We start from the raw sequence: 24,822 nt of genomic DNA on the forward strand, positions 1-24,822 counted from the left end.
CTGCCCGACTGCCCTCAGCCGCGGGTCCGCGCCAGCCGCCGGTTGAGCGCCCCGTTCAGCAGCGCGACGAGCAGCCCCACCGCGAACACCAGCGTCCCGAAGCAGAGCACCTGCGGCGGCATGCCGGCCTTCGCGGCGCCGTACACGAACAGCGGGAACGTCACCGAGGGCCCGGCGACGAACGACGTGATCACGTAGTCGTCGATCGACATCGCCAACGCCAGCAGCCCGGCGGCGAGCATGCCCGGCGCGAGCAACGGCAGGGTGACGAGCCGGAACGCCTGGAACGGCGTCGCGCCGAGGTCCCCCGCGGCTTCCTCGAGCGCCCGCGACGTCCCCGCGATCCGCGCCCGCAGCACCACGACGACGTACGCGACGTCGAACGCCACGTGCGTGATGAGCACGGTGAGGAACCCGGTGCCGAGTCCGATCGACAGGAAGAACGACAGCGACGCGGACCCGACGACGATCGACGGCGCCGCGATGTCGGCGAACACGACGGCGTTCACGGCACCGCGCCCGGGGAACTTGTACCGCTCGAGCGCCAGGGCGAGCGGCAACCCGATCGCGACGGACACGATGGCCGCCAGGAACGCGATGACGACCGAGGTGACGAACGCCGCCCCGAGCCCGGAGACGTTCACGAGGTTGGCGTACCAGTAGGTCGTGAAGCCGTTCCACGCGAAGGACAGCCGGTTCGTCGGGGCGTCGTTGAACGAGTACACGATCATGTAGACGATCGGCACGAGGGTGATCGCGATGACCACCCAGTACACGATCGCGAGCCACGGCCCGCGGCGGTTCACCCCGTGACGACGCGGACCACGAGCCACACGACCGTCGACGGAAGCGGCAGCGGCAGCACCGGTGGCGGTGCGGGATGGTGCGACGGCGGTCATACGAGGTCCTCGAGGTCGTCGGTGCCGGACACACGGGCGTAGATGAACAGGATGATGCCGAGCACGACCATGAGCACGGTCGACAGTGCCGCGGCGACGTTGTACTGCTGGTTGCCGGAGTAGGCGTCCTGGATCGCCTGCCCGATCGTGTACGTGTTCGTGCCGCCGAGCAGCGCGGAGTTCACCGGGTCGCCGACGCTGTCGATGAACACGAGCAGCACCCCGGCGAAGATGCCCGATCGGGAGAGCGGCAGCGTGGTGTGCCAGAACGCCCGGAACTTCCCCGCGTACAGGTCGTTCGCCGCTTCGCCCAGCCGCGGGTCGATGCGCTCGAGCGCGGCGTAGATCGGCAGGACCATGAAGGCGAGGTCGTTGTACGCGTCGCCGAAGATGACCGCGCCGCCGGTGCCGAGGATGTGGAAGTCCTTGCCGGCCAGCCCGATCGCCTGCAGCGTGCTGACGACCGGACCCTGCGACGCCAGGACGAACGCCCACATGTCGGTCCGGATGATGAACGACACCAGGAAGCTCACGAACACGAGCATGAGCAGCGGGTTCTTCCACCGCGGCGACACCCGGAAGGCGATGAAGTACGCCACCGGGTACCCGACGATGATCGTCACGACGGTGGCCGCGGCTCCGTACCAGAGCGACCGGAGCAGGAACGTCAGGTAGGGCACCTGCGGGTCGACGAACAGGGCGGTGTAGACCCCCCAGTTCCATGTGAACGTGTACCCGTCGTCCGGGTTGCCGGACATGAGCGAGACGATGAGCCCGGACACGAGCGGGATGACGAAGAACACGCAGAGGTACGCGGTCCCGACCAACGCGAGGAAGAACGGCGTGCTACGACGACGCCCCCGGTGGACCGGGGCCGGCCCAGCGGCCAGCCCGGGTGAGAGCGCCGTCACGACTGCACCACCGCGTTGAAGACCTGGTTCCACTCGGAGTACTCGTCGTAGTTCTCGAACACCCGGAACTCGTGCGACCGCTTCAGCACCGATTCCGACGGGAACACCAGAGGGCTGTCCGCCACGGTCGGGTCGTCGAGCACGTCGCGGACGTAGTCCTCGGCGCCGGGCACGGGGCAGACGTAGTTGACGTAGTCCTCGACGATGCCGGCGACCTTCGGCGTGTAGTAGAAGTTCATCCACTCGAGCGCCGACACCGGGTTCGCCGCCTGCCGCGGGATGAGCATGTTGTCGTGCCAGGTCATCTGCCCCTCCTCCGGCGTGACGAACTCCAGGTGCGGGAACCCGGACTGCTGCGCCTGGAACACGTCGCCCGACCACGCCTGGGTGATCCAGGTGTCGCCGTTCTCGAGCCGGTTGATGTAGCTCTGGTCGTAGAACCCGGTGACGCTCGGCCGGAGCTTCCGCAGCCAGTCCTGCGCCTTCCGCCAGTCCGCGGGGGTCGACGTCTCGGGGGCGATCCCGAGGGCGAGGAGCGCGAGCGAGCCGAGCTCGGTGTTGTCGCTCATGAGGCCGATGCGGCCGGCGAACTCCGGGTCGAGCAGGTCCTGGAAGGACGTGATCTTCCGTCCGGTGTACTTCGGGTTGTACGCCAGGCCGGTGAACCCGGTCTGCCAGACGACGGAGTGCTCGTTGCCGGGGTCGTAGATCGGGTCCTTGACCGCCGGAGACGCGTTCGCGGCGAAGTTCGGCAGCCGCGAGTGGTCGAGCTTGCAGACGAACCCGTTCTTGATCATCTCGGTGAGCTCGTACCCGTTCGTCATGACGACGAGGTCGTACCCGGTGGCGCCGTGGGCCCGCAGGATCGGTGAGACGGTGGCGTAGAACGTCGCGTTGTCCTGGATCACCGCCTGGTAGTCCACGTCGATGCCCGTCTCCTTCCGGAACAGGGCGAGCGACTCGGACTTGCCGTGGTCGGAGTCGATGTACAGCGGCCAGTTCGCGAACTTGAGCTCCTTGGTCGCCTTCGCGTCCTTCCAGAAGCGCTTCCAGTCCACGGTGTCGTCCGCCGACGCCGCCGACCCCTTGATGCTGCAGCCGGCCAGGAGCGCGGCCATCGCGGCGGCCCCGCCGCCGGCGAGCAGGCCGCGTCGGCTGACGCGTGCCGACGTCAGTCCGCGGAGCAGGTCGGGACCCGGCTCCGGCGCCGGGCTCACGCGACCGCTCCTGCGGTGGCCGGTGCGGACTGGAGGCGCGGGTCGGCTCCGGCGGTGACGGTCGCGTCGGACGCGGGGTGCGCCTCCAGGCCGAAACCGTGGTCCACGCCCCACGTGAGCCAGACCTCGGTGCCGGTCGCGATCCGCGGGCCACCCTTCGAGTTCTGCGCGAACACCGAGACGCGGCCGGCGCCGGGCACGTCGACGAGGTACTGGGTGCTCACCCCGGAGAACGAGACGTCGACCACGCGGCCGGGCCCGAGGATGTTCCGCCCGGCCTCCGGGCTCGGCTCCGTGGTCCGGATCTTGAGCTTCTCGGGGCGGACGCCGACGACCACGCGACCGGAGGTCGCGACGGCCCGCGCGGACGGGACGGCGATCGTGCCGGCCGCGGTCGTGACGACGAGGAGCTCGCCCTCGGTCCCGCGCACCTCGCCCTCGAGCAGGTTCGACTGGCCGAGGAAGTTCGCGACGAACGCGGTCCGGGGCAGTTCGTAGAGGTCCTGCGGGCTGCCCATCTGCTCGATCCGGCCGCCGTTCATGACGGCGACCGTGTCGGCCATCGTCATCGCTTCCTCCTGGTCGTGCGTGACGTGCAGGAAGGTGAGCCCGACCTCGGCCTGGATCGTCTTCAGCTCGAGCTGCATCTGGTGCCGGAGCTTGAGGTCGAGCGCACCGAGCGGTTCGTCGAGGAGGAGCAGTGCCGGCCGATTCACGATCGCCCGGGCCAGGGCGACCCGCTGCTGCATGCCGCCGGAGAGCTGCGCGGGCCGCTTCGATGCCGAGGCCTCGAGCTCGACGAGCCGCAGCGCCTCCTTCGCCTTCGTCATCGGGTCCGGGATGCGCCGGCGCTTCAGGCCGAACGCGACGTTGTCGAGCACGCTCATGTGCGGGAACAGCGCGTAGTTCTGGAACACCGTGTTGACCGGCCGCTGGTACGGCTTCGTCTCGGTGACGTCCTGTCCGCCGATCGTGATCGTGCCGCTCGTGGGCTCCTCGAGGCCGGCGACGAGCCGCAGCGTCGTGGTCTTGCCGCAGCCGGAGGGACCGAGCAGGGCGAAGAACGATCCCGCCGGGACGGTGAGGTCGAGGGCGTCGACCGCGGTGTGGCCCGGGAAGGACTTGGTGATCCGGTCGAGCCGGAGGTCCGCGCCGGATTCGGCGAACGTGCCGGTCATTGCCATGGTGCCTCCAGGAGGTGTCGGGTTCAGCCGATGTAGGACATGACGTGCTTGATGCGGGTGTAGTCGTCGAACCCGTACTGGGACAGGTCCTTGCCGTAGCCGGAGTGCTTGAAGCCGCCGTGCGGCATCTCGGCGACGATCGGGATGTGCGTGTTGATCCACACGCACCCGAAGTCGAGGTCGCGAGCGAAGCGCATCGCCCGCGCGTGGTCGGTCGTCCACACCGAGCTCGCGAGCCCGTACGCGACGCCGTTCGCCGCGCGCAGGGCGTCCGCTTCGGAACCGAACCGCTGGACGGTCTGCACGGGGCCGAAGACCTCCTGCTGGACGATGCGGTCGTCCTGGCGGAGGCCCGACACGATCGTGGCCTCGTGGTGGAAGCCCCGGTCGCCGATCCGGTGTCCGCCTGCCTCGATGGTGGCGTGGTCGGGGAGCGTGTCGACGAAGGAGCGCACCTGGGCGAGCTGGGCCGCGTTGTTCACCGGGCCGAAGTACGGGTCGGCCGCGTCGGGGCCGGTCTGCGCGTTCGTCCGGGCCGCGGCGGCGAGCTCCGCCACGAACTCGTCGTGGATGCCGTCCTGCACGAGCAGCCGGGTCGCCGCGGTGCAGTCCTGTCCGGCGTTGAAGAACCCGGCGGCGACGATGCCGGCCACGGCGGCGGGGACGTCGGCGTCGTCGAACACGATGACCGGGGCCTTCCCGCCGAGCTCGAGGTGGGTGCGCTTCAGGTCGCCGGCGGCGGCGCGGGCGACCTCCATGCCGGCGCGGACGGACCCTGTGATGGACACGAGCTGCGGGGTGGGGTGGTCGACCATCGCGGCACCGGTGCTGCGGTCCCCCACGACGACGTTGAGGACACCCGGCGGCAGGAACTCCGCGGCGACCTCGGCGAGCAGCAGGGTCGACAGCGGGGTGGTGTCGCTCGGCTTGAGGACGGTGGTGTTGCCCGCGGCGAGCGCCGGCGCGAACTTCCACACCGCCATGTTGAGCGGGTAGTTCCACGGGGTGACCTGGGCGACGACGCCGATCGGTTCGCGGCGGACGAACGACGTGTGGTCGGCTAGGTACTCGCCGGCGCTCCGACCCTCGAGGTTGCGGGCGGCCCCGGCGAAGAAGCGGATCTGGTCGACGGAGAGCAGGATCTCGTCCTCGACCAGGGTGGCCCGGGGCTTCCCGGTGTCGAGCGACTCGAGGTCGGCGAACTCCGCCGCGCGGGCCTCCATCGCGTCGGCGATCCGGAACAGCGCGAGCTGGCGCTCCCCCGGGGTCGTGCGGCGCCAGGTCTCGAACGCGGTGCTCGCGGCGGTGAACGCGGCGTCGACGTCGGCGGCCGTGGAGACCGGCGAGGTGCCGTACACGCGCTCGTCGGTCGGGTCGACGAGATCGAAGGCGGTGTCGGCGCGGGACGCGACGGAGGCACCTCCGATGAAGTTCTGCACGGTGTCCGGCATGGCGGCGATACTGGCACGGATACCGGCGGTTCGGAAGACTTGTAACAACGGAAATCGTCGCGAAACACGGTGTTCACAACGGAATCCCTTGCTTTTCCGCGAGACGCACTGCCATGCTGTCCGGCATGGCGGCAGCACCACGACGTCCCGGTCCGATCGACGACATCTCCAAGCGCATCATCGAACAGCTCCAGGCGGACGGCCGCCGTCCGTACGGGGAGATCGGCAAGGCCGTCGGGCTCAGCGAGGCCGCGGTCCGGCAGCGGGTGCAGAAGCTCACCGAGACCGGCGTCATGCAGATCGTCGCGGTGACCGACCCCATGCAGCTCGGGTTCCACCGGCAGGCGATGATCGGCATCCGCGTGAACGGGGACACCCGCAGCGTGGCCGACGCCCTCGAGCAGCTGCCCTCGGTCGACTACCTCGTGATGACCGCTGGCAGCTTCGACCTCATGGTGGAGGTCGTCTGCGAGGACGACGACGACCTCATCGAACTGCTCAACGGCACGATCCGGGCGATCCCGGGCGTGACCGCGACCGAGACCTTCGTCTACCTGCAACTCCGCAAACAGCTCTACGACTGGGGAACGCGATGACCATGTCCGACCAGAAGACCGAACAGCCCACCCGCCTCGGCTCCTACGACCCGTTCGCCCCGGTGGACGACGCCGCGCTGCAGCAGAAGTCCCGCGACCACCTGTGGATGCACTTCGCCCGGCACGGCGCGAACCAGGCCGGTGCCGACGTGCCGATCATGGTCCGCGGCGAGGGCCATCACGTCTTCGACAGCCACGGCAAGGGCTACATCGACGGGCTCTCCGGCCTGTTCGTCGTCGCCGCGGGCCACGGCCGGAAGCGCCTCGCCGAGATGGCCGCGAAGCAGGCGGAGACGCTGTCGTTCTTCCCGATCTGGTCGTACGCGCACCCCGCGGCGATCGAGCTCGCGGACCGTCTGGCCGACCACGCGCCCGGCGACCTCAACAAGGTGTTCTTCTCGACCGGCGGCGGCGAGGCGGTGGAGACCGCGTTCAAGCTCGCGAAGTACTACTGGAAGCTCCGCGGCAAGCCGATGAAGCACAAGGTGATCTCTCGCGCGGTCGCGTACCACGGCACCCCGCAGGGCGCTCTCGCGATCACCGGCATCCCGGCGATGAAGCAGATGTTCGAGCCGCTCACCCCCGGCGGACTCCGTGTCCCGAACACGAACTACTACCGCGCCGACGAGATGGGCTTCGCCGGGCGGAGCGAAGAGGAGTTCGGCTTCTGGGCGGCCGAGCGCATCCGCGAGATGATCGAGTTCGAGGGGCCCGACACCGTCGCGGCCGTGTTCCTCGAGCCGGTCCAGAACTCCGGCGGCTGCTTCACCCCGCCGCCCGGGTACTTCCAGCGGGTCCGCGAGATCTGCGACGAGTACGACGTGCTGCTCGTCTCGGACGAGGTCATCTGCGCCTTCGGCCGCATCGGCACCATGTTCGCCTGCGACACGTACGACTTCGTGCCGGACATGATCACGTGCGCGAAGGCGATGACCTCGGGCTACTCGCCGATCGGCGCGACGATCATCAGCGACAAGATCTTCGAGCCGTTCTCGAAGGGCGACACGACCTTCTACCACGGGTACACGTTCGGCGGGCACCCGGTCTCCGCCGCCGTCGCGATGGAGAACCTCGACATCTTCGAGGAAGAGGGCCTGCTGCAGAACGTGCAGCAGAACGCCCCGCTCTTCAAGGCCGAGCTCGACACCCTGCTCGACCTGCCGATCGTCGGCGACGTCCGCGGCGCCGGGTACTTCTACGGCATCGAGCTCGTGAAGGACAAGGCCACGAAGACGACCTTCGACGACGACGAATCCGAGCGCCTGCTCCGCGGGTTCCTGTCGAAGGCACTGTTCGACGCCGGGCTGTACTGCCGCGCCGACGACCGTGGCGACCCGGTCGTGCAGCTCGCTCCGCCGCTCACCATCGGGCAGCCGGAGTTCCGCGAGATCACGTCGATCCTGCGGAGCGTCCTGTCCGAGGCCGCATCGAAGATCTGACCGTGACGGGCTACCGGGGCGTCTCGTTCTGGCTCGACCAGCTCGCGGCCACCGGCCGCGACGACCTGACGCCCCGGCCGCCCCTGGACGGCGACACGACCGCCGACGTGTGCATCGTCGGCGGTGGACTGACGGGTCTCTGGACCGCCTGGTACCTGCACCAGGCCGACCCGCGCCTCCAGATCGTCGTCGTCGAACGCGAGATCGCGGGATTCGGTGCGTCCGGACGGAACGGAGGATGGTGCTCGGCCCTGTTCCCCCGGTCCGCCGCGTCCGTCGCCGAGGAGCACGGCCGCCACGCCGCCCTCGCCCTCCGCGCAGCCATGCGCGACACCGTCGACGAGGTCGGCCGTGCCGCGGCCGACGCCGAGGTGGACTGCGACTACGTCAAGGGCGGCACCGTCCTCTACGCACGATCCGCCGTGCAGGAACGCGCCGCCCACGACGAGGTCGCGGCCTCGGCCGAATGGGGTGACGACATGACCTGGCGCCCGGCGCGTCCGGGTGACGCCTCCGGATCCGCCGGCGTCGCGTGGACCCCGGACTGCGCGCGCGTCCAGCCCGCAGCGCTGGTGCGTGGCCTGGCGGCCGCCCTGGAGGCACGGGGCGTCCGGATCGCGGAGCACACGCCCGCCGTGTCGTGGGCTCCAGGGCACGTGGTCACCTCGCGCGGGACCGTCTCGGCCGGCGCCGTGGTCATCGCGGTCGAGGGCTACGGCGCGCAGCTGCCGCAGACCCGACGGCGGGTCCTGCCGCTGTACTCGCTCATGATCGCGACCGCTCCGCTGCCCGCCGCCGTGTGGGACCGGATCGGACTCGAGCACGGGCAGACGTTCTCCGACTACCGGCACCTGCTCGTCTACGGACAGCGGACCGCCGACGACCGTCTGGCCTTCGGCGGACGCGGCGCGCGCTACCACTGGGGCTCCGCGATCACCCCCGGGTACGACCGGGTGCCGCGGGTCTTCGACCACCTGCGGCGATCCCTGGTGGAGCTGTTCCCCGCCGTCGCCGACGCCCCGATCACGCACACGTGGGGCGGCCCGCTCGGAGTCCCGCGCGACTGGTGCGCGTCGGTGACGTGGGACGGGCACGTCGGCACCGCCGGCGGCTACGTCGGCGACGGGCTGTCGACGACGAACCTGGCCGGGCGGACGCTCGCCGACCTCGTGCGCGGGGTCGCGTCACCGCTGACCGCGTTGCCGTGGGTCAACCACCGCTCGCCGGACTGGGAACCGGAACCGCTCCGCTTCCTCGGGGCGAACGCCGGGCTCGTGGCGACGGACCTCGCCGACCGCGAGGAAGCACTGACCGGGCGTCCGAGCCTGGCCGCGCGGCTGATGGCGCCGCTGACGGGAGGGCACTGATGGACGTCGACGTCGTGGTGGTCGGTGCCGGGGTCGCCGGGCTCGCCGCCGCCCGGGCCCTGGCGCTCGGCGGGCAGCGGGTCGTGGTGCTCGAGGCCCGCGACCGCATCGGTGGGCGCACCTGGACCGACTCCACGCTCGGGGTGCCGGTCGACCTCGGGGCGTCGTGGATCCACGGCGTCGACGGCAACCCGCTGTGGGCCCTGGCGCCCCGGTTCGGCATCGACACCGTCGAGTTCACGGTCGGGAGCTTCCAGTTCGACGGCCGACCGATCGCCTGGCACGGCCCCTCCGGCGCGCGCCTGTCAGCGGCCGACGCGGCGTCGTTCGTGGCCGACCTGCACACCGTCGACGCGGCCCTCGACACCGTCGTCGCACACGCTCCGCCGCCCTCGACCTACGCGGCCGCCGTGGACACCGTCCTGCGGTCGCTGCAGTGGCAGGGCGACCGGGCCGCGCGGGTCCGCGAGTACATGGCGCACCGCTCCGAGGACCTCTGCGGGGCACCCGTGACCGTCCTCGACGCGCACGGGTTGGAGGAGGAACACGTCCCCGGCGACGAGGTGGTGTTCCCCGGCGGGTACGGGCAGTACGCGGAGGCCCTGTCGGCGGGGCTCGACGTCCGGCTGTCGTCGGTGGTGCGGTCCGTGTCGCAGTCCGACACCGACGTGGTCGTCGGGCTCGCCGACGGGTGGTCGATCACCGCGCAGCACGTCGTCGTGACCGTCCCGCTCGGGGTGCTGCAGGCCGGCGACGTGACGTTCGACCCGCCGCTGTCCGATCCGGTGGCCGGTGCGGTGGGCCGCCTCGGGATGGGCGCCTACGACAAGGTCTTCCTCCGGTTCCCGTCACGGTTCTGGGACGACTGGGTGATCCGGCAGCAGGGCTCGGCCGGGGTCGACTGGCACTCCTGGTACGACATGTCCCGGGTGACCGGCGAACCCGTGCTCGCGGCGCTCGTCGGCGGTTCCGGGGCACGGCGGCTCGAGACGCTGCCCGACGCCATGGTGATCGAGGAGGGACTCGCGGCGCTCCGGAGGATGTACGGCGACTCGGTCCCCGAGCCGGAGGCGTACCGGATCACACGCTGGGCGGCGGACCCCTTCGCGCGCGGGTCGTACTCGTACCTGCACGTCGGGGCGTCGGCCGACGACCACGACCTGCTCGGCACCCCGTCCGGCCGGGTCCAGCTCGCCGGCGAGGCCACCTGGGGCGACGACCCCGCGACGGTGCACGGGGCGCTGCTGTCCGGTCTGCGGGCGGCGTCGCGGTTGCTCGGCACCGACGTGGCCGCGTCGACCCTCGCGGAGCCGCTCCCGACCGCCGTCGGCGACGACGCGCCGCGCGGATCCACGGCGGACGTGGGCGGTGGACGACACTCGGGTTCGTGAGCACTCCGCGGCCTCGGCCCCAGCACGAGCACCGGGCGCCGGTCGCCGTCGCGGTCCTGGTGAACCTGGCCCTCAGCCTGTTCCTGCCGAACGAGGTGCTGTTCTTCCCGTCGTGGGTCGTCCCGGTGCTCGGTGTCCTGCTCCTCAGCCCGCTCATCGTCTTCAACCCGCGGCGGTTGACGCGGGAGACGACCTGGTCGCGGTGGCTGTCCTTCGCCCTCGCGATCCTGCTCACGGTCGCGAACCAGCTCACGGTGGTGCGGACGATCGAGGTGCTCCTCGGCGGCCACGCCGACGGGGGCGCCGTCCTGCTCACCGCGCTGCAGGTGTGGGTGAGCACGATCATCGCGTTCGGGCTCGTCTACTGGAAGCTCGACCGCGGTGGTCCGGTGGCCCGTCGTCGCCCCGAGCTCTGGTCGAGCGACGAGGCCGACTTCCAGTTCCCGCAGGAGACCGACGCCAAGACCGCGGCCTGGCGTCCGGTGTACCTCGACTACCTCTACGTCGCGATGACGAACATGGTGGCCTTCAGCCCGACCGACACGATGCCGATGACGGTCCGCGCGAAGATGATCATGGCGTACCAGGCGCTCGGCGGGTTCATCCTGCTCGCCCTCGTGATCTCGCGAGCGGTCAACATCATCAGCTGATCGAGACCCCCGTCAGCTCCTCGGAGACGGTCCAGAGCCGGACTGCCGCCTCGTGATCGCGCATGGGCGCCCACGGCTCCTGCGGCGCTGCCGGCCCGCCGACGTTCCCGCGCCAGGCCGGACCGGTGAACCCGCCGTCCAGCTCGGGCGAGGTCGCGGCGAGCAGCGCCGGTTGCCCCGCGGTCTCGGCCGTGCCGACGAGCAGCCCGCGTGCCGAGAGCCACCGGATCACCCGGACCTGCGTGGTGTCACGACCACGGCCGACCTCGGGACGCGCCGCGAGGAGGCTCGTCGGTGCGACCCCGGGGTGGCTGACCGCGGCCGTGACACCCCAGTCGGCCGAGCGACTCCGGCGGCTCAGCTCGAGGCCGAAGAGGGCGCACGCCAGCTTCGACGCCCCGTACGCGCGCGTCCCGTCGTACGCGTGCTCGGACTGCAGGTCGTCCCACGGGATCGAAGCGCGGCGTGCGGCGATGCTCGTCTGCATCACGACCCGGCCACCGCCGTCCCGGAGGAGCGGCATCACGGCTCCCACGAGCGCGAAGTGCCCGAGGTGGTTGGTGCCGAACTGCAGCTCGAAGCCGTCGACGGTCGTCTGGCGTTCCGGCGGGGTCATCACCCCGGCGTTGCCGACGAGCAGGTCGATCGGGGCGCCGTCCGCGGCGAGCCGGTCGCCGAGGGCGTGCACCGACGCGAGCGACGACAGGTCCAGGTCCTCGAGCCGGAGTCGTGCCGCCGGGTAGCGCTCGCGGATGCGGTCGACCGCGGCCTCGCCCTTCCGCCGGTTCCGCACCGGCAGGACCACCTCGGCACCGGCACCGGCCAGACGGGCGGCGATCCCCAGTCCGATGCCGTCGCTCGCACCCGTCACGAGGGCCAGGCGGCCGGTCAGGTCGGGCAGGGGCAGTTCGTCGACGTGTCGGGGCATCAGGTCCTCCTGGGTCTTCGGGCCGCCGGTGCGATCCGTCGACACCAGACTGCGGCCGTGCACGATCGACATCCACGGCCTGACGATCCGTGGCTCCGGCGACGCGGGGGCGCGATGATGGCACGGTGATCGATCGATCGTCCCTGGCCGACTTCCTCCGCGGCCGACGCGAAGCCCTGCAGCCGGAGGACGTCGGCCTCCACCGCGGGCAGCGTCGGCGGACCACCGGCCTCCGTCGCGAGGAGGTCGCGCTGCTCGCCAACATGTCCGCCGACTACTACGCGCGCCTCGAGCGGGAGCGCGGGCCGCAGCCGTCCGAGCAGATGCTCGCGGCGATCGCGCAGGGGCTGCGGCTGTCGATCGACGAGCGGGACCACCTGTTCCGCCTCGCCGGACACCAGCCCCCGCAGCCCGGCCCCGGGGGCGACCACGTGAGCCCCGGCATGATGCGCATCTTCGACCGTCTGGTGGACACACCGGCGGAGATCGTCACGGAGCTCGGCGAGACGCTGCAGCAGACGCCGCTCGCGGCCGCCATCACGGGTGACGCCGCCGATCGCTCCGGGGACATGCGGAGCATCGGCTTCCGGTGGTTCACCGACCCGGCCGCGCGGGCACTGCACCCGGAGGAGGACCACGAGTTCCTGTCCCGCATGTACGCCTCGGGACTCCGTGGCGTCATCGCGCAGCGTGGGCCGACGTCACGGGCCGCCCACCTGGCCGAGGTCCTGCTCGCGGAGAACGCGGAGTTCCGGGACGTCTGGGCCAGGCACGAGGTCGGGATCCGCCCTCGCGAGGTCAAGCACTTCCGTCACCCCGAGGTCGGGCTGCTCACGCTCACCTGCCAGGTCCTGCTCGACCCCGAGCGCTCGCACGCCCTGCTCGTCTACACGGCGGAACCGGGGAGCGAGAGCGCCGACCGGCTGCGCCTGCTGTCCGTGATCGGGACGAGCGTCCTCCCCGGCTAGTCCGCCCGACGCGCCCTCGGGCCGGATGGCGGGCACCCCGCGCCGTTCAGCGCGGGGTGCCCTGGGTCTCAGCCCTTGCGGAACAGCTCGTGCAGGAGCCGGGCCACGGTCACGAGCAAGCTCGCGATCCCCAACCACGGCACCGGACGGCCGCGACGCGGTTCGTCGTCGTGCGACATCGGACCACCTTCGTGTCAGCGCCGGCGGACACGAGAAGTGCAGGCCGAGGGATGTATCCCACTCGCGGAGCGGGATACAATGGCTCCGAGTCTTGTGCTCGGGACCCGTGTTGTCCCTCGTTCTCCACTCGGAGGACAAATCGAAGCCCACCACTGTTCCTGCAGTGGTGGGCTTCATCCTCGTCTGGGCCGTCGTCCCGGCGTGACTCCGGCCCGCAGCCAGCATACCGATATTCTGGCCGCACACCCGGGGCTTGTGCTCGTTGATCGGTTGATCAACAATGGCGCCATGAACGTCATCACCGGCTCGACGCCGCGGTCTCCCCTCCACCAGGACACCGGTGCCCCTCGCCGCACCGTCCGCGTCGCCCTCGTGCAGACACGATGGCTGGCGGACCCGGAGGAACACCGGCGGCAGCTCGCGGACGGCATCGCCACGGCAGCCGCGAACGGCGCGAACGCGGTGTTCCTGCAGGAGCTCACCCTGCTTCGCTACCCGGGCGACACCCCGGCGTCCGGCGTCCCGAAGGACCTCGCCGAGTCGCTCGAGGACGGCCCCACGACCGCGTTCGCCCGCGCGCAGGCGATCGAGCACGGGGTGTTCGTGCACGCGTCGCTGTACGAGCGCCCCGCCGAGGACGACCGGCCCGACGACCCGCGCGGCTACAACACGGCGATCCTCGTCGGCCCCGACGGCACGGTGGTCGGCCGGACCCGCAAGACGCACATCCCGATCAGCGCCGGCTACCACGAGGACACCTACTTCCGCCCGGGCAGCGACGCGGACGCCTTCCCCGTGTACGAACCACCGGGGCTCGGCGCCCGGGTCGGGTTGCCGACCTGCTGGGACGAGTGGTTCCCCGAGGTCGCGCGGTCCTACGGCCTCGCGGGTTCCGAGGTCCTGGTGTACCCGACGGCGATCGGCTCCGAACCGACCTTCCCGGACTTCGACACCGCGCCGATCTGGCGGCAGGTCATCGTGGCGAACGGCATCACCGCCGGGCAGTTCATGGTCGTGCCGAACCGGTGGGGCGACGAGGGCGACATCACCTTCTACGGGTCGTCGTTCATCTCGGACCCGTTCGGCCGGGTCCTCGTCGAGGCGCCGCGCGATGCCGATGCGGTGCTGGTCGCGGACCTCGACCTCGACGCCCGCGTCGAGTGGCTCCGCCTCTTCCCCTTCTACGTGACACGGCGACCCGACCTGTACGGCGGCCTGGTGCAGGAGGTCGACCCCGTCCGCGACGGGTACGGCGCGCACGAGGCGATCCGCGCCTCCAGGCCGGTCCCGCCGACCGACGGCCGCTGGACGGAACCGGCCGGTGCCACCCGACCGGCGGTGCTGTCGTGAGCTGGCGGATGCCGGCGGAGAGGGCTCCGCAGGATCGCACGTGGATGGCGTTCCCACGGCCCGGCGCCACCCTCGGCGACGACCCGGCGAGCGCCGAGGCCGCGCGGACCGCGTGGGCCACGACGGCGAACACGATCAGCGAGTACCAGCCCGTCACGGTCGTGGTCGACCCGGTGGCACGTGCCGACGCCGACCGGTTGCTCGCCGGCGACATCGACGTCCTCGAAGCGCCCCTGGACGACTTCTGGATGCGTGACATCGGGCCGACGTTCGTCGTCGACGACGAGGGCGACCTCGGCGCCGTGGACTGGGTGTTCAACGGCTGGGGCGCGAACGCGTGGTCGACCTGGACGCGTGACGCCGAGGTCGCCGCGACCGTGGCGCACGCCGCGGGTGCAACGCGGATCCCCTCGCTCCTCGTCAACGAGGGCGGCGCGATCCACGTCGACGGCGCGGGGCGGGTCCTCGTGACGGAGACGGTGCAGCTCGACCCGCGGCGGAACCCGTACGCCGACCGCGCCCGAGTCGAGGAGGAACTCGCGCGGACCATCGGAGCGACGGACGTCGTCTGGCTCCCCCGCGGGCTGACACGCGACTACGACGGCCTGGGCACCCGCGGGCACGTGGACATGGTGGCGACGTTCCCCGAACCCGGTGTCGTCCTGCTGCACGCCCAGCCCGACCCGGTGCACCCGGACCACCTCGTGGTGCCGCAGATCCGTCGCGCACTCGAGCAGGCGGCCGACGTGACGATCATCGAGCTCCCGGCCCCGGCGACCCTGACCGACGGCGGTGGCCCGGTGGACTGGAACTACGTCAACCACGTCGTCGTGAACGGTGCGGTGATCGCTTGCGGGTTCGGCGAACCGGCGGCGGACGACCGGGCCCGGGGCATCTTGGCGGACGTGTACCCGGGGCGCGAGGTGCGTTCGGTCGACGCCCGCGAGGTCTTCGCGCGCGGCGGCGGCCTGCACTGCATCACGCAGCAGCAACCGAGGCTGCCGACCGGGTCCGCGACCGGCTGACGCGCACCTGACGCGGTGTACATCGTCTCCGACCGCCCTGTACACCGCGTCCGGTCCGCCGGGCACCGGGGCGTCGGTATGGTGCTCCGAACCGAACGGCCCGGGCACCGACGCCCGGCCCCGATCCAGCAGGGAAGTCAACGCACATGGCATCACCCATCGCGGTCACCGCCCCGGCACCACCGGCGCGCGGCGGTTCACTGAAGCGGAGCCTCGGCCTCTGGGCGATCGTCGGCCTCGGACTCGGCTACATGACCCCGACCGTGGTGTTCGACACCTTCGGCATCGTGTCCGGCGAGACCGAGGGGGCCGTCCCGAGCGCGTACCTCATCGCCCTGGTGATCATGCTCCTGACCGCGGTGAGCTACGGGAAGATGGTCCGCGTCTACCCCGCAGCCGGGTCCGCGTACACGTACGTGCGCGAGTCGATCCACCCGAACGCCGGGTTCATGGTCGGTTGGGCCTCGCTCCTCGACTACCTGCTCCTGCCGATGGTCAACGCGCTCATCATCCGGCTCTACCTCGAGCAGGTCTTCCCGGCACTGCCGCCGTGGGTGACCGTCGTGGTCTACACCGCGTTCGTCACCACGGTGATCTGCCTGTCGATGCGCGGGACCTCGAACCTCAACATGGTCCTGCTCATCGGGGCGGTCCTCGCGATGATCGCCTTCGTGGTCTTCGCCGTCATCGAACTCGTGCAGGGTGCCGGTGCGGGGACGCTCGTCAGCACGGAGCCGTTCGTGCACGACGGCGTCACGATGTCCGCGCTCCTCACCGGCGCGACCGTCGTCTGCTTCTCGTTCATCGGGTTCGACGCGGTCACGATGTACACGGAAGAGGCGAAGTCGGTCCGGATCATGCCGAAGGCCATCCTCATGACGGTCCTCATCGGCGGCCTGATCTTCCTGGTGTCGTCGTACTTCGCCCAGCTGCGGTTCCCGACCAACGCCCCCTTCGGCGAGTTCACCGACGACCCGCTCCCCCAGATCGGCCTGCTGGTCGGCGGCCGCGTGTTCCAGGCGATCCTCGTGGCAGCCGGGTTCATCGCCGCACTGGCGTCGGGCCTCGCCTCGCACGCCAGCGTCGCGCGCATGCTGCTCGTGATGGGCCGGAACAACGTCCTGCCGAAGCGGGTCTTCGGGTACGTCAGTCCCCGTACCCGCACGCCCATCCTGAACGTCGTGTTCGTCGGTCTGGTCACCCTGCTCGCGATGTCGTTCTCGCTCGACACGATCTCGTCCTACATCAACTTCGGTGCGCTCATCGCGTTCACGTTCGTCAACCTGACCGTCATCGTGCACTTCGCCTGGCGGGAGGGTCGCCGCCACACCGTCCGCGACCGGTTCACCTTCGTCGTGATGCCGGGCGTCGCGATGGTCCTCACCGGTGTTCTCTGGTCGCAGCTGCACGCCGACGCGCTGATCGCCGGCGGCGTGTGGGCGGCCATCGGGTTCGTGTACCTGCTGGTCATCACGAAGGGGTTCCGTGTGCAGCCGAAGGGCTTCGACGAGAACCAGCCGGTGACCGGCGTCAACAAGCAACTGACCGACGAGCAAGGCTGAGGAGCACCATGACCGACACCACCAGCACCGCCACAGACAGCACCGGCACCGCCAGCACCGCGACCGCCACCCTCTACGCCGTCACGGACCCGGCCTCCGGCGAGGTCCTCCGCACGTTCCCGACGATCACGGACGACGAACTCCGAGCGGCGATCGACACCGCCGACCGAGCGCACGCCGCCGACCGCAGCACCGTCTCCGACCGCGCGGCCCTGCTCCGCCGCGTCGCCGAGCTCTACCGGGAGCGCCGCGACGAGCTGGCCGCGACGATCGTCCGCGAGATGGCGAAGCCGATCGACCAGGCCGTCGGCGAGGTCGACTTCTGCGCCGACATCTACGACTACTACGCCGACCACGCGTCGGAGTTCCTGGCGGACGAGCCGATCACCCTGGCACCGGGCAGCGAGGGCTCCGCGTTCATCCGGAAGTCCTCGATCGGCGTGGTGCTCGGCATCATGCCCTGGAACTTCCCGGCGTACCAGATCGCCCGGTTCGCGGGCCCGAACCTGCTCATCGGCAACACGGTCCTGCTGAAGCACGCCCCGCAGTGCCCCGAGTCGGCACTGGCGATCGAGCAGGTCTTCCGCGACGCCGGCTTCCCGGAGGGCGCGTACACGAACGTGTTCGCGTCGAACGACCAGGTCGCCGACGTCATCGCCGACCCCCGGGTGCAGGGCGTCTCGCTGACGGGCTCGGCTCGTGCGGGTGCCGCGGTCGCGGAGATCGCCGGCCGGAACCTCACGAAGGTCGTGCTGGAGCTCGGTGGGTCGGACCCCTTCATCCTGCTGTCGACCGACGACCTCGACGCCGTGGTCGAGTCCGCCGTCGCCACCCGCCTCGAGGGCAACGGCCAGGTCTGCAACGCCGCGAAGCGCTTCCTGGTCGCCGACCACCTGTACGACGACTTCCTCACGAGGTTCACCGCGGCGATGTCCGCCGTCGAGCCGACGGACCCGACGACCCCCGGTGCGGAGCTCGGCCCGCTGTCCTCGCCGGCCGCGGCCGACCGTCTCGAGGAGCAGCTCACGAGTGCCCGCGCACAGGGTGCGACGGTCGTGACCGGCGGCGAGCGGCACGGCAACGCGTTCACCCCGACGGTGCTCACCGACGTCACGCCGGACAACGACGCCTACCGCGAGGAGTTCTTCGGCCCGGTTGCGGCCGTGTACCGCGTCGAGGACGAGGACGCCGCGGTCACGATCGCGAACGACACCCCGTACGGCCTCGGCTCGTACCTCTTCACGACCGACGCCGACCAGGCACTCCGCGTCGCGGACCGCATCGAGGCCGGCATGGTCTACGTGAACATCGTCGGCGCGGACAGCCCCGAGCTGCCGTTCGGCGGCGTCAAGGCGAGCGGCTTCGGCCGCGAGCTCGGCCCCCTGGGGGCCGACGAGTTCGTCAACAAGAAGCTGATCCGCATCGGCTGACCGATCGTCGGCCGCCGTCCGACTACTCCTGCGGGTCGGCGGGCTCGCCGCCCGAGTCGACGTCGCTGTCCTGTTCCGGGTCCTCGGTCGCGTTGCCGGAGGACGACCCGTCGGGCAGGTCCTCGGTGTACTCGCGCTGCTCGTCGGTGGGCTCGCTCGAGCCGTTCGCTGCGGTGTCGCTCATGGTCCGGACGCTACGCGGACGCGTCGAGGTGACCGCCCAGGCGGACGGGCGACGGACGGTGTGGACGCGGCCACGCGACGGACTGTAGGCGCGGTGCCAGCTGGCACCGCGCCTCCAGTCCGGCTCGGTGAGCGTCTACCGCACCGCCGGCTGCGGCAGGGCGGCGAGGATCTCCGAGGCCGCTTCGCGGCCCATCCGGACCGCTCCGTCGACGTGCTGGTACCCGTGCCCGGCGAGGTCGCTCGACGCGAACCGGATCGGACCCACGGCCGCTCGCTGGTCGGCCCCGTACCGGACCAGTCCGCCGAGGTCGAAGCTCGCCGCGTAGGCGCCGCGGGTCCACTCCTCGGTGCCCCAGTCGCTCTCGTAGTAGACGACGGGCCGGAGCGCCTCGTCCCCGTAGTAGTGCGCGAGTGAGGCGAGGACGCGGGCCTTGCGCTCCTCGGCGGACAGCGCGAAGACGTCGTCGGCGTGCACGTCCGAGACGAAGCCGACGAGCGTGCCCTGCTCCTGCCCGTACGAGGTGTTGTCGTACGCCTCGTGCACGAGCTCGTACGGGCTGAAGGCCGTGCCGGACAGCCCGGCACCCCGCCAGAACGGCCGGTCGTAGACGGCGTGCACCTTGATCACGAAGCCCATCGACAGGTGCTGGTGGAGCTGGTGCTGCCGACGGGGCAGCGGGGGCTCGTAGGAGATCCGCGAGTACAGGGGCGGCGGCACGGCGACGAGCGCCTGGCGTGCGTGGACCTCGATGCCGCCGTCCGCGATCGCGGTGACCCCCTCGTCGTCCCACCGCAGCGTCCGGACCGGTGCGTGCAGGTGCACGTCGTCACCGAGTCGTGCGGCGAGGCGCTCGGAGACCTGCTGCATCCCGCCGACCACGCGCTTGTCGAGGATGAAGTCGGCGTCGACGAGGTTCGAGAAACTGCCGGCCGACGCCGCCATCAGGAGCGCCTGCAGGGCCGAGAAGGCGTGGGCGGGCTTCGTCAGCATCGCACCGGCGATGAACAGCTCGACGTTGTCCGTCGCGACCCGGTCGTCGCTGAGGTCGTGCAGCCAGGCACGGAACGACGTCTCGTCGAGACGCGCGGCCTCCGGAGCCTCCCACGGGCGTGCCGGGTCGACGGTCGCGACGTACTCGTCGACCACGCTGACGAGCCGCTCGATCTCGGCCGCGGTGGCCTCGGGCAGCGGGAAGATGTCGCCGGTGTACTCGGTGCGGGTGCCGTGCTCGTCGACGTAGACGCTCGAGCCCTCGCGGTACCGGTCGTACGTCGCGAGTCCGAGTTCGTCGAGGGTCTCGAGCAGCGCGGTCTGGTCCGGCGAGACCCACTGGCCGCCGATCTCGAGCGTGACGCCCTCGATGTCCTCGGTCCAGGTGCGGCCGCCGACCCGGTCACGGGCCTCGAGCACGGCGACGGTCTTGCCCTCGGCGACCAGGCGCGCCGCGGCGGTGAGGCCGGTCACCCCGGCGCCGATGATGACGACGTCTCTCTCGGTCATCGTGCTGCTCCCTGTCCTGTGCTGCTGGTGCTGGCCGTGGCCCCGAACGGGTCCGGTGTCAGCGTGTACATGGTCTCGAGGTACTCGGCGATGCCCTCGCCGCCGCCCTCGCGGCCGAGGCCGGACTGCTTGACCCCGCCGAACGGTGCCGAGGCGTTCGAGACGACCCCGGCGTTGAGACCCAGCATGCCCGTCTCGAGCCGCTCCATGAGCCGCTGCCCACGCGCCGGGTCCGACGTGTACGCGTAACCGACGAGACCGTACTCGGTGTCGTTCGCCGCCGTCACCGCGTCGTCCTCGGTGCGGAAGGTGCTGATCGCCAGGACCGGCCCGAAGACCTCGTCACGGAGCAGGGCGCTCCCCGGCTGCACGTCGGTCAGCACGGTCGGCGTGTAGAACGTGCCCGGCCCCTCGACGGCGTGGCCGCCGGTCCGCACGACGGCGCCGCGCTCGACGGCGTCGGTCACCAGGCGGTGCACCTTGTCGACGGCGCGGGCGTCGATGAGCGGGCCGATGGCGACGCCGTCCTCGGTGCCGCGACCGACGGGCATGGCCGCGACGCGCTCGGTCACCCGGCGGGCGAACTCCTCGACGACGTCGTCGTGCACGAGGAACCGGTTCGCCGCGGTGCACGCCTGCCCGGTGTTCCGGAACTTGGCGAGCAACGCGCCCTCGACCGCGGCGTCCAGGTCGGCGTCCGCGAACACCAGGAACGGAGCGTTGCCGCCGAGTTCCATGCTCGTCCTGAGGACGGTGTCCGCCGCCTGCCGGAGCAGTGTCCGGCCGACCGGGGTCGATCCGGTGAAGGAGAGCTTGCGGAGTCGCGGGTCGGCGATCACCGGGCCGGACACGTCGGCGGCCCGCGTCGTCGGGACCACGTTGACGACACCGTCCGGCACCCCGGCCTCGAGCAGCAGGTCCGCGAACAGCAGCGTCGTGAGCGGGGTCAGTTCGGCGGGCTTCACGACGACGGTGCACCCCGCGGCGAGCGCCGGGGCGACCTTGCGGGTGGCCATCGCGAGCGGGAAGTTCCAGGGGGTGATGAGGAACGCGGGGCCGACGGGCTTGTGGGTCACGATCGCCCGGCCGGCGCCCTCGGGGTTCGTGCCGTAGGACCCGCCGATCCGGACCGCCTCCTCGGAGAACCAGCGGAGGAACTCGCCGCCGTACGTCACCTCGCCCCGGGCCTCGGCGAGGGGCTTGCCCATCTCGAGCGTCATGAGGAGCGCGAACTCCTCGCGGCGGTCCTGCAGCAGGTCGAAGGCACGTCGGAGGACCTCGGCGCGCTGCCGCGGTGGCGTCGCCGCCCACCCGGCGCGGGCCGCATCCGCTGCGTCGAGGGCCCTGACACCGTCTTCGGGGGTTGCATCGGCGATCCGGAGGAGCGTCGCACCGGTGGCCGGGTCGACGACGGGGAACGTGCCGCCGTCGGCCGCCGGTCGCCAGGTGCCGTCGACCAGGAGGCCCGTGGGGACCCGGTCGAGGACGGCCTGTTCCGCGGCTGGTCCGGTGGCGTCGGGGACGGTCGGCCACGCGGTCGCGACGTGCGTCGCGCTGGTTCCGGGGTGCGTCGCGGTCATGCTGCTGCCAGTCCTTCCAGGACGACGTCGAGTCCCTCGCGGAGCAGGTCGTCGTCGATCGCGAGCGGCGGCAGGAAGCGCACCACGTTGCCGTACGTCCCGGCGGTCAGCGCGATGACGCCGTGCTCGTACGCGGACCGGACGACCCTGCCGGTCAGCCCCGGGTCCGGGTCGCCGGTCACCGGGTCCACCAGTTCCATCGCGATCATCGCGCCACGACCCCGCACGTCGCCGATGCGCGGGTCACCCGACTGCGCGGTGCGGAGGGCCCGCAGGACGACGTCGCCGATCTCCCGCGCCCGCTCGACCAGGCCGTCGTGCTCGAAGGCGTCGATCGCGGCGAGCGCGGCGGCGCACGCGACGGGGTTGCCGCCGTACGTGCCGCCCAGACCCCCGACGTGCGCGGAGTCCATGATCTCGGCACGCCCGGTCACGGCGGACAGGGGCAGCCCACCGGCCATGCCCTTCGCCGTCGTGACGACGTCGGGGACGATCCCCTCGTGCTCGCTGGCGAACATCGCACCGGTGCGGGCGAACCCGGTCTGCACCTCGTCGGCGATGAAGACGACGCCGTTCGCCGTGGTCCACTCGGACAGGGCGGCGAGGAACCCGGGGGCCGGCACGACGAACCCGCCCTCGCCCTGGATCGGCTCGATGAGGACCGCCGCGGTGTTGGCCGCGCCGACCTGCTTCTCGATCTGACTGATCGCACGCTTCGCCGCCTCGGCGCCGGAGAGGCCGTCGTGGAACGGGTAGGACATCGGCACCCGGTAGACCTCGGGGGCGAAGGGACCGAAGCCGTCCTTGTAGGGCTGGTTCTTCGCGGTGAGCGCCATCGTCAGGTTCGTCCGACCGTGGTACGCGTGGTCGAACACCACGACCGCCTGCCGACCGGTGTGCTTGCGTGCGATCTTCACGGCGTTCTCGACAGCCTCGGCGCCGGAGTTGAACAGGGCGGTCCGCTTCTCGTGGTCGCCGGGGGTCAGCCGGTTGAGCGCCTCGGCGACGGCGACGTACCCGTCGTAGGCCGCGATGGTGAAGCACGTGTGGGTGAAGGCGGCGACCTGCTCGGTCACGGCGGCCACCACCCCGGGGTGGGCGTTCCCGACGCTCGTCACGGCGATGCCCGAGCCGAGGTCCACGAAGGAGTTCCCGTCCGCGTCGACCACCACCCCGCCGCCGGCCGCGACGACGGCGATCGGGACGGCCACCCCGACGCCGGCGGCCACCGCGGCGGACTTCCGGGCGAAGAGTTCGCGGGAGCGCGGGCCCGGCACCTCCGTGACGAGCCGCCGTTCCTGGGGCAGCGTGGGGCCGCCCGCGGCGGCGCTGGTGGAGGGTGCAGCGGTGGAGGACATGCGGCGATGGTAGGAGGGCGACCCCGCGACACCCACTGTCCGCCGTGTACACCGCCGGCGGTCCCGGTCGCCGCAGCGGATAGGGTTCCCCCATGCCCGCGACGCTGCGCTCCCTGCTGCACCGAGCCGATCTGCACCTCCGGCTCCTGACCGGTACCGACGCGGACGCCCTCGACGCCCCGCTGTCCTGGCTGCACAGCTCCGACCTCGCCGACCCGACCCCGTTCCTGGCGGACGGCCAGGGGCTCCTGACGACGGGCACGCAGTTCGGGGTGGACGCCGAGGTCGCCGGGTCCTTCGCCGACGCGTACGTCCGTCGGCTCCGGGCGCGGGGCGTCGTCGCGCTCGGGTTCGGCACCGAGGTGGTCCGTGCCGGCACCCCGACCGAACTCGTCGACGCGTGCGAGGCGCAGGGACTGCCGCTGTTCGAGGTGCCCTACGAGACCTCGTTCATCGCCGTCGCGCAGGCCAACGCGGACGCCGTCGCCCGCGACGCCAACGCCCGGAACGCCTGGGCCCTCGCCGCCCAGCGTGCGATCTCCCTCGCCGCGATGCGCCCGGACGGCCTGGGCGCCACCATCGCCGAGCTCTCCCGACAGCTCGACGGGTGGGTCGGCCTCTTCGACGTCTCCGGACGCCTGGACCGGGGGCACCCAGCGGACGGGGTCCCGGGGGCGGACCTCGAGCTGCTCCGGACCGAGTCGCTCCGTCTCCTCCGCGCCGGGCAGCGGGCGAGCCTGCCGGTCACGACCGAACACCACACGGGCTTCACGCTCCAGACCCTCGGCAGCGGTGGCCACCTGAGCGGGGTGCTCGCCATCGCGAACGGCGGTGCGCTCGACCGCGCCGGGCGCGAGGTCGTGACCGCCGTCATCGCCCTCGCCGGCCTGGCGCTGCAGCAGAACCGCGAGCTCGCCCGGGCTCGGGGGCTGCTCCGGACCGGGCTCCTCACGATGCTCTCGGTCGGCGACCCGGACGTCGTCGACAGCACCTCCCGCGAGGTCTGGGGACCACTCCCCGAGGAACCCGTCCGGATCGCCGCCGTCGAGGTTCCCGACCAGGACCTCGACACCGTGGTCGACCTGCTCGAACTCTGGGTCCAGGACCGGCCCGGACACCTGTTCTTCGCCGTCGACGACGCCCTCTTCCTCTGCGTCAGCGCGGACGACACGGCGATCGTCGAGGAACTCGTCTCCCGGTTCGACCTCCGGGCCGGCCTCTCCGACGGCGCCTCGTACCGGTACTTCGGACGCGCCCGCACCGAGGCCGTGCAGGCCCTCGACCGTCGGCGCGAGGGGCGCCCCGGCACCACCGAGTTCGGCGACCTCGCACGGGAGGGCGTGCTCGCCCACCTGGCCCACGTCGACGTCGACGCCGGCGCGGTCGCGCGTGCGTTCCTCGACCCGCTCCGGAGCCACGACCGGACCGCCGGCACCGAGCTCACCCGCACGGTGCGGACCTGGCTCGAGCAGAACTGCGAGTACGACCGCACGGCGCAGGCACTCGGCGTCCACCGGCACACCGCACGCGCCCGGGTCGAGCACGCTGGACGGCTGCTCGACCGGGACCTCGCCGTCTTCGCGACCCGGGCCGACCTGTGGGCCGCGTTCGTGGTCGAGGGCGGTCCGGCGGGCGCCGAATAGGCTGAC

21 protein-coding genes are annotated in these 24,822 nt (G+C 71.5%); 11 read left to right on the forward strand and 10 right to left on the reverse strand.

Annotated elements, in window-relative coordinates; translation table 11 throughout:
- Positions 1-14: 14 nt before the first annotated feature.
- From EDF64_RS09365 to EDF64_RS09385, 5 genes are read right to left on the reverse strand one after another with little or no spacing between them, the layout of a single operon-like run.
- The gene (locus EDF64_RS09365; RefSeq protein WP_133519736.1) at positions 15-899 is read right to left on the reverse strand and encodes an ABC transporter permease; all 885 of its coding nucleotides are present in this window, start codon (positions 897-899) and stop codon (positions 15-17) included.
- Positions 896-1,810, reverse strand: a complete 915-nt coding sequence (locus EDF64_RS09370; RefSeq protein ID WP_133519737.1) for an ABC transporter permease — start codon at positions 1,808-1,810, stop codon at positions 896-898. The genes EDF64_RS09365 and EDF64_RS09370 overlap by 4 nt, the downstream gene beginning before the upstream one ends.
- The gene (locus tag EDF64_RS09375) at positions 1,807-3,027 is read right to left on the reverse strand and encodes an ABC transporter substrate-binding protein (RefSeq protein WP_208108875.1); all 1,221 of its coding nucleotides are present in this window, start codon (positions 3,025-3,027) and stop codon (positions 1,807-1,809) included. The genes EDF64_RS09370 and EDF64_RS09375 overlap by 4 nt, the downstream gene beginning before the upstream one ends.
- Positions 3,024-4,211 carry an ABC transporter ATP-binding protein gene (locus tag EDF64_RS09380; protein ID WP_133519738.1) on the reverse strand — a complete coding sequence of 396 codons (1,188 nt, stop codon included), beginning with the start codon at positions 4,209-4,211 and terminating at the stop codon, positions 3,024-3,026. Before EDF64_RS09380 ends, EDF64_RS09375 begins: the two co-directional genes overlap by 4 nt.
- A 23-nt stretch (positions 4,212-4,234) precedes the next feature.
- Positions 4,235-5,662: an aminobutyraldehyde dehydrogenase gene (locus EDF64_RS09385; RefSeq protein ID WP_133519739.1), complete on the reverse strand. Its 1,428-nt coding sequence runs from the start codon at positions 5,660-5,662 to the stop codon at positions 4,235-4,237.
- A 113-nt stretch (positions 5,663-5,775) separates the two neighbouring features.
- Here EDF64_RS09385 and EDF64_RS09390 point away from each other — a divergent pair, with 113 nt between their 5' ends.
- Genes EDF64_RS09390 through EDF64_RS09410 form a run of 5 tightly spaced genes read left to right on the forward strand, consistent with a single transcriptional unit; the run spans position 5,776 to position 11,105 of the window.
- Positions 5,776-6,258, forward strand: coding sequence for an Lrp/AsnC family transcriptional regulator (locus EDF64_RS09390; RefSeq protein WP_071291630.1), 483 nt, complete (start codon positions 5,776-5,778; stop codon positions 6,256-6,258).
- Between the two features lie 2 nt (positions 6,259-6,260).
- Entirely contained in the window at positions 6,261-7,697 is a 1,437-nt protein-coding gene (locus EDF64_RS09395; RefSeq protein WP_243736320.1) for an aspartate aminotransferase family protein, read from the forward strand.
- Between the two features lie 2 nt (positions 7,698-7,699).
- Positions 7,700-9,064 (forward strand): NAD(P)/FAD-dependent oxidoreductase, encoded by a 1,365-nt coding sequence (locus EDF64_RS09400; protein ID WP_133519741.1) that lies wholly within the window; start codon positions 7,700-7,702, stop codon positions 9,062-9,064.
- On the forward strand, positions 9,064-10,455 hold the full coding sequence (locus EDF64_RS09405; RefSeq protein ID WP_166645668.1) for a flavin monoamine oxidase family protein: 1,392 nt from the start codon (positions 9,064-9,066) through the stop codon (positions 10,453-10,455). Before EDF64_RS09400 ends, EDF64_RS09405 begins: the two co-directional genes overlap by 1 nt.
- Positions 10,452-11,105, forward strand: a complete 654-nt coding sequence (locus EDF64_RS09410; protein WP_133519742.1) for a DUF1345 domain-containing protein — start codon at positions 10,452-10,454, stop codon at positions 11,103-11,105. The genes EDF64_RS09405 and EDF64_RS09410 overlap by 4 nt, the downstream gene beginning before the upstream one ends.
- Here the strand turns inward: EDF64_RS09410 and EDF64_RS09415 are convergent.
- Positions 11,098-12,033: an SDR family oxidoreductase gene (locus EDF64_RS09415; protein ID WP_133519743.1), complete on the reverse strand. Its 936-nt coding sequence runs from the start codon at positions 12,031-12,033 to the stop codon at positions 11,098-11,100. The two genes, EDF64_RS09410 and EDF64_RS09415, sit on opposite strands and share 8 nt — an antisense overlap.
- Before the next feature lie 125 nt (positions 12,034-12,158).
- Between EDF64_RS09415 and EDF64_RS09420 the strand changes: the two genes are divergently transcribed.
- From EDF64_RS09420 to EDF64_RS09440, 5 genes are all read left to right on the forward strand, one after another.
- Positions 12,159-13,001, forward strand: a complete 843-nt coding sequence (locus EDF64_RS09420; protein ID WP_133519744.1) for a helix-turn-helix transcriptional regulator — start codon at positions 12,159-12,161, stop codon at positions 12,999-13,001.
- 468 nt (positions 13,002-13,469) lie between these two features.
- On the forward strand, positions 13,470-14,531 hold the full coding sequence (locus EDF64_RS09425; protein ID WP_133519745.1) for a nitrilase-related carbon-nitrogen hydrolase: 1,062 nt from the start codon (positions 13,470-13,472) through the stop codon (positions 14,529-14,531).
- Complete coding sequence (locus EDF64_RS09430) at positions 14,528-15,556, forward strand: agmatine deiminase family protein (RefSeq protein ID WP_133519746.1); 1,029 nt, start codon at positions 14,528-14,530, stop codon at positions 15,554-15,556. The genes EDF64_RS09425 and EDF64_RS09430 overlap by 4 nt, the downstream gene beginning before the upstream one ends.
- A gap of 146 nt (positions 15,557-15,702) precedes the next feature.
- Positions 15,703-17,118, forward strand: a complete 1,416-nt coding sequence (locus EDF64_RS09435) for an APC family permease (protein WP_133519747.1) — start codon at positions 15,703-15,705, stop codon at positions 17,116-17,118.
- An 8-nt stretch (positions 17,119-17,126) separates the two neighbouring features.
- Positions 17,127-18,548, forward strand: coding sequence for an NAD-dependent succinate-semialdehyde dehydrogenase (locus EDF64_RS09440; protein WP_133519748.1), 1,422 nt, complete (start codon positions 17,127-17,129; stop codon positions 18,546-18,548).
- A 22-nt stretch (positions 18,549-18,570) separates the two neighbouring features.
- Here EDF64_RS09440 and EDF64_RS18165 read toward each other — a convergent pair whose 3' ends face one another.
- The 4 genes from EDF64_RS18165 to gabT all read right to left on the reverse strand — a co-directional run bounded on the left by EDF64_RS18165 (position 18,571) and on the right by gabT (position 23,173).
- Entirely contained in the window at positions 18,571-18,732 is a 162-nt protein-coding gene (locus EDF64_RS18165) for a hypothetical protein (protein ID WP_166645669.1), read from the reverse strand.
- 135 nt (positions 18,733-18,867) lie between these two features.
- Positions 18,868-20,235, reverse strand: coding sequence for a flavin monoamine oxidase family protein (locus tag EDF64_RS09445; protein WP_133519749.1), 1,368 nt, complete (start codon positions 20,233-20,235; stop codon positions 18,868-18,870).
- Entirely contained in the window at positions 20,232-21,815 is a 1,584-nt protein-coding gene (locus EDF64_RS09450) for an NAD-dependent succinate-semialdehyde dehydrogenase (RefSeq protein WP_133519750.1), read from the reverse strand. The genes EDF64_RS09445 and EDF64_RS09450 overlap by 4 nt, the downstream gene beginning before the upstream one ends.
- Positions 21,812-23,173: a 4-aminobutyrate--2-oxoglutarate transaminase gene (gabT, locus tag EDF64_RS09455; RefSeq protein ID WP_133519751.1), complete on the reverse strand. Its 1,362-nt coding sequence runs from the start codon at positions 23,171-23,173 to the stop codon at positions 21,812-21,814. The genes EDF64_RS09450 and gabT overlap by 4 nt, the downstream gene beginning before the upstream one ends.
- A 92-nt stretch (positions 23,174-23,265) precedes the next feature.
- Here gabT and EDF64_RS09460 point away from each other — a divergent pair, with 92 nt between their 5' ends.
- Positions 23,266-24,816 (forward strand): PucR family transcriptional regulator, encoded by a 1,551-nt coding sequence (locus EDF64_RS09460; protein WP_133519752.1) that lies wholly within the window; start codon positions 23,266-23,268, stop codon positions 24,814-24,816.
- Positions 24,817-24,822 lie beyond the last annotated feature (6 nt).

It is taken from the genome of Curtobacterium flaccumfaciens (genome assembly GCF_004361695.1).
Taxonomy (GTDB): domain Bacteria; phylum Actinomycetota; class Actinomycetes; order Actinomycetales; family Microbacteriaceae; genus Curtobacterium; species Curtobacterium flaccumfaciens_B.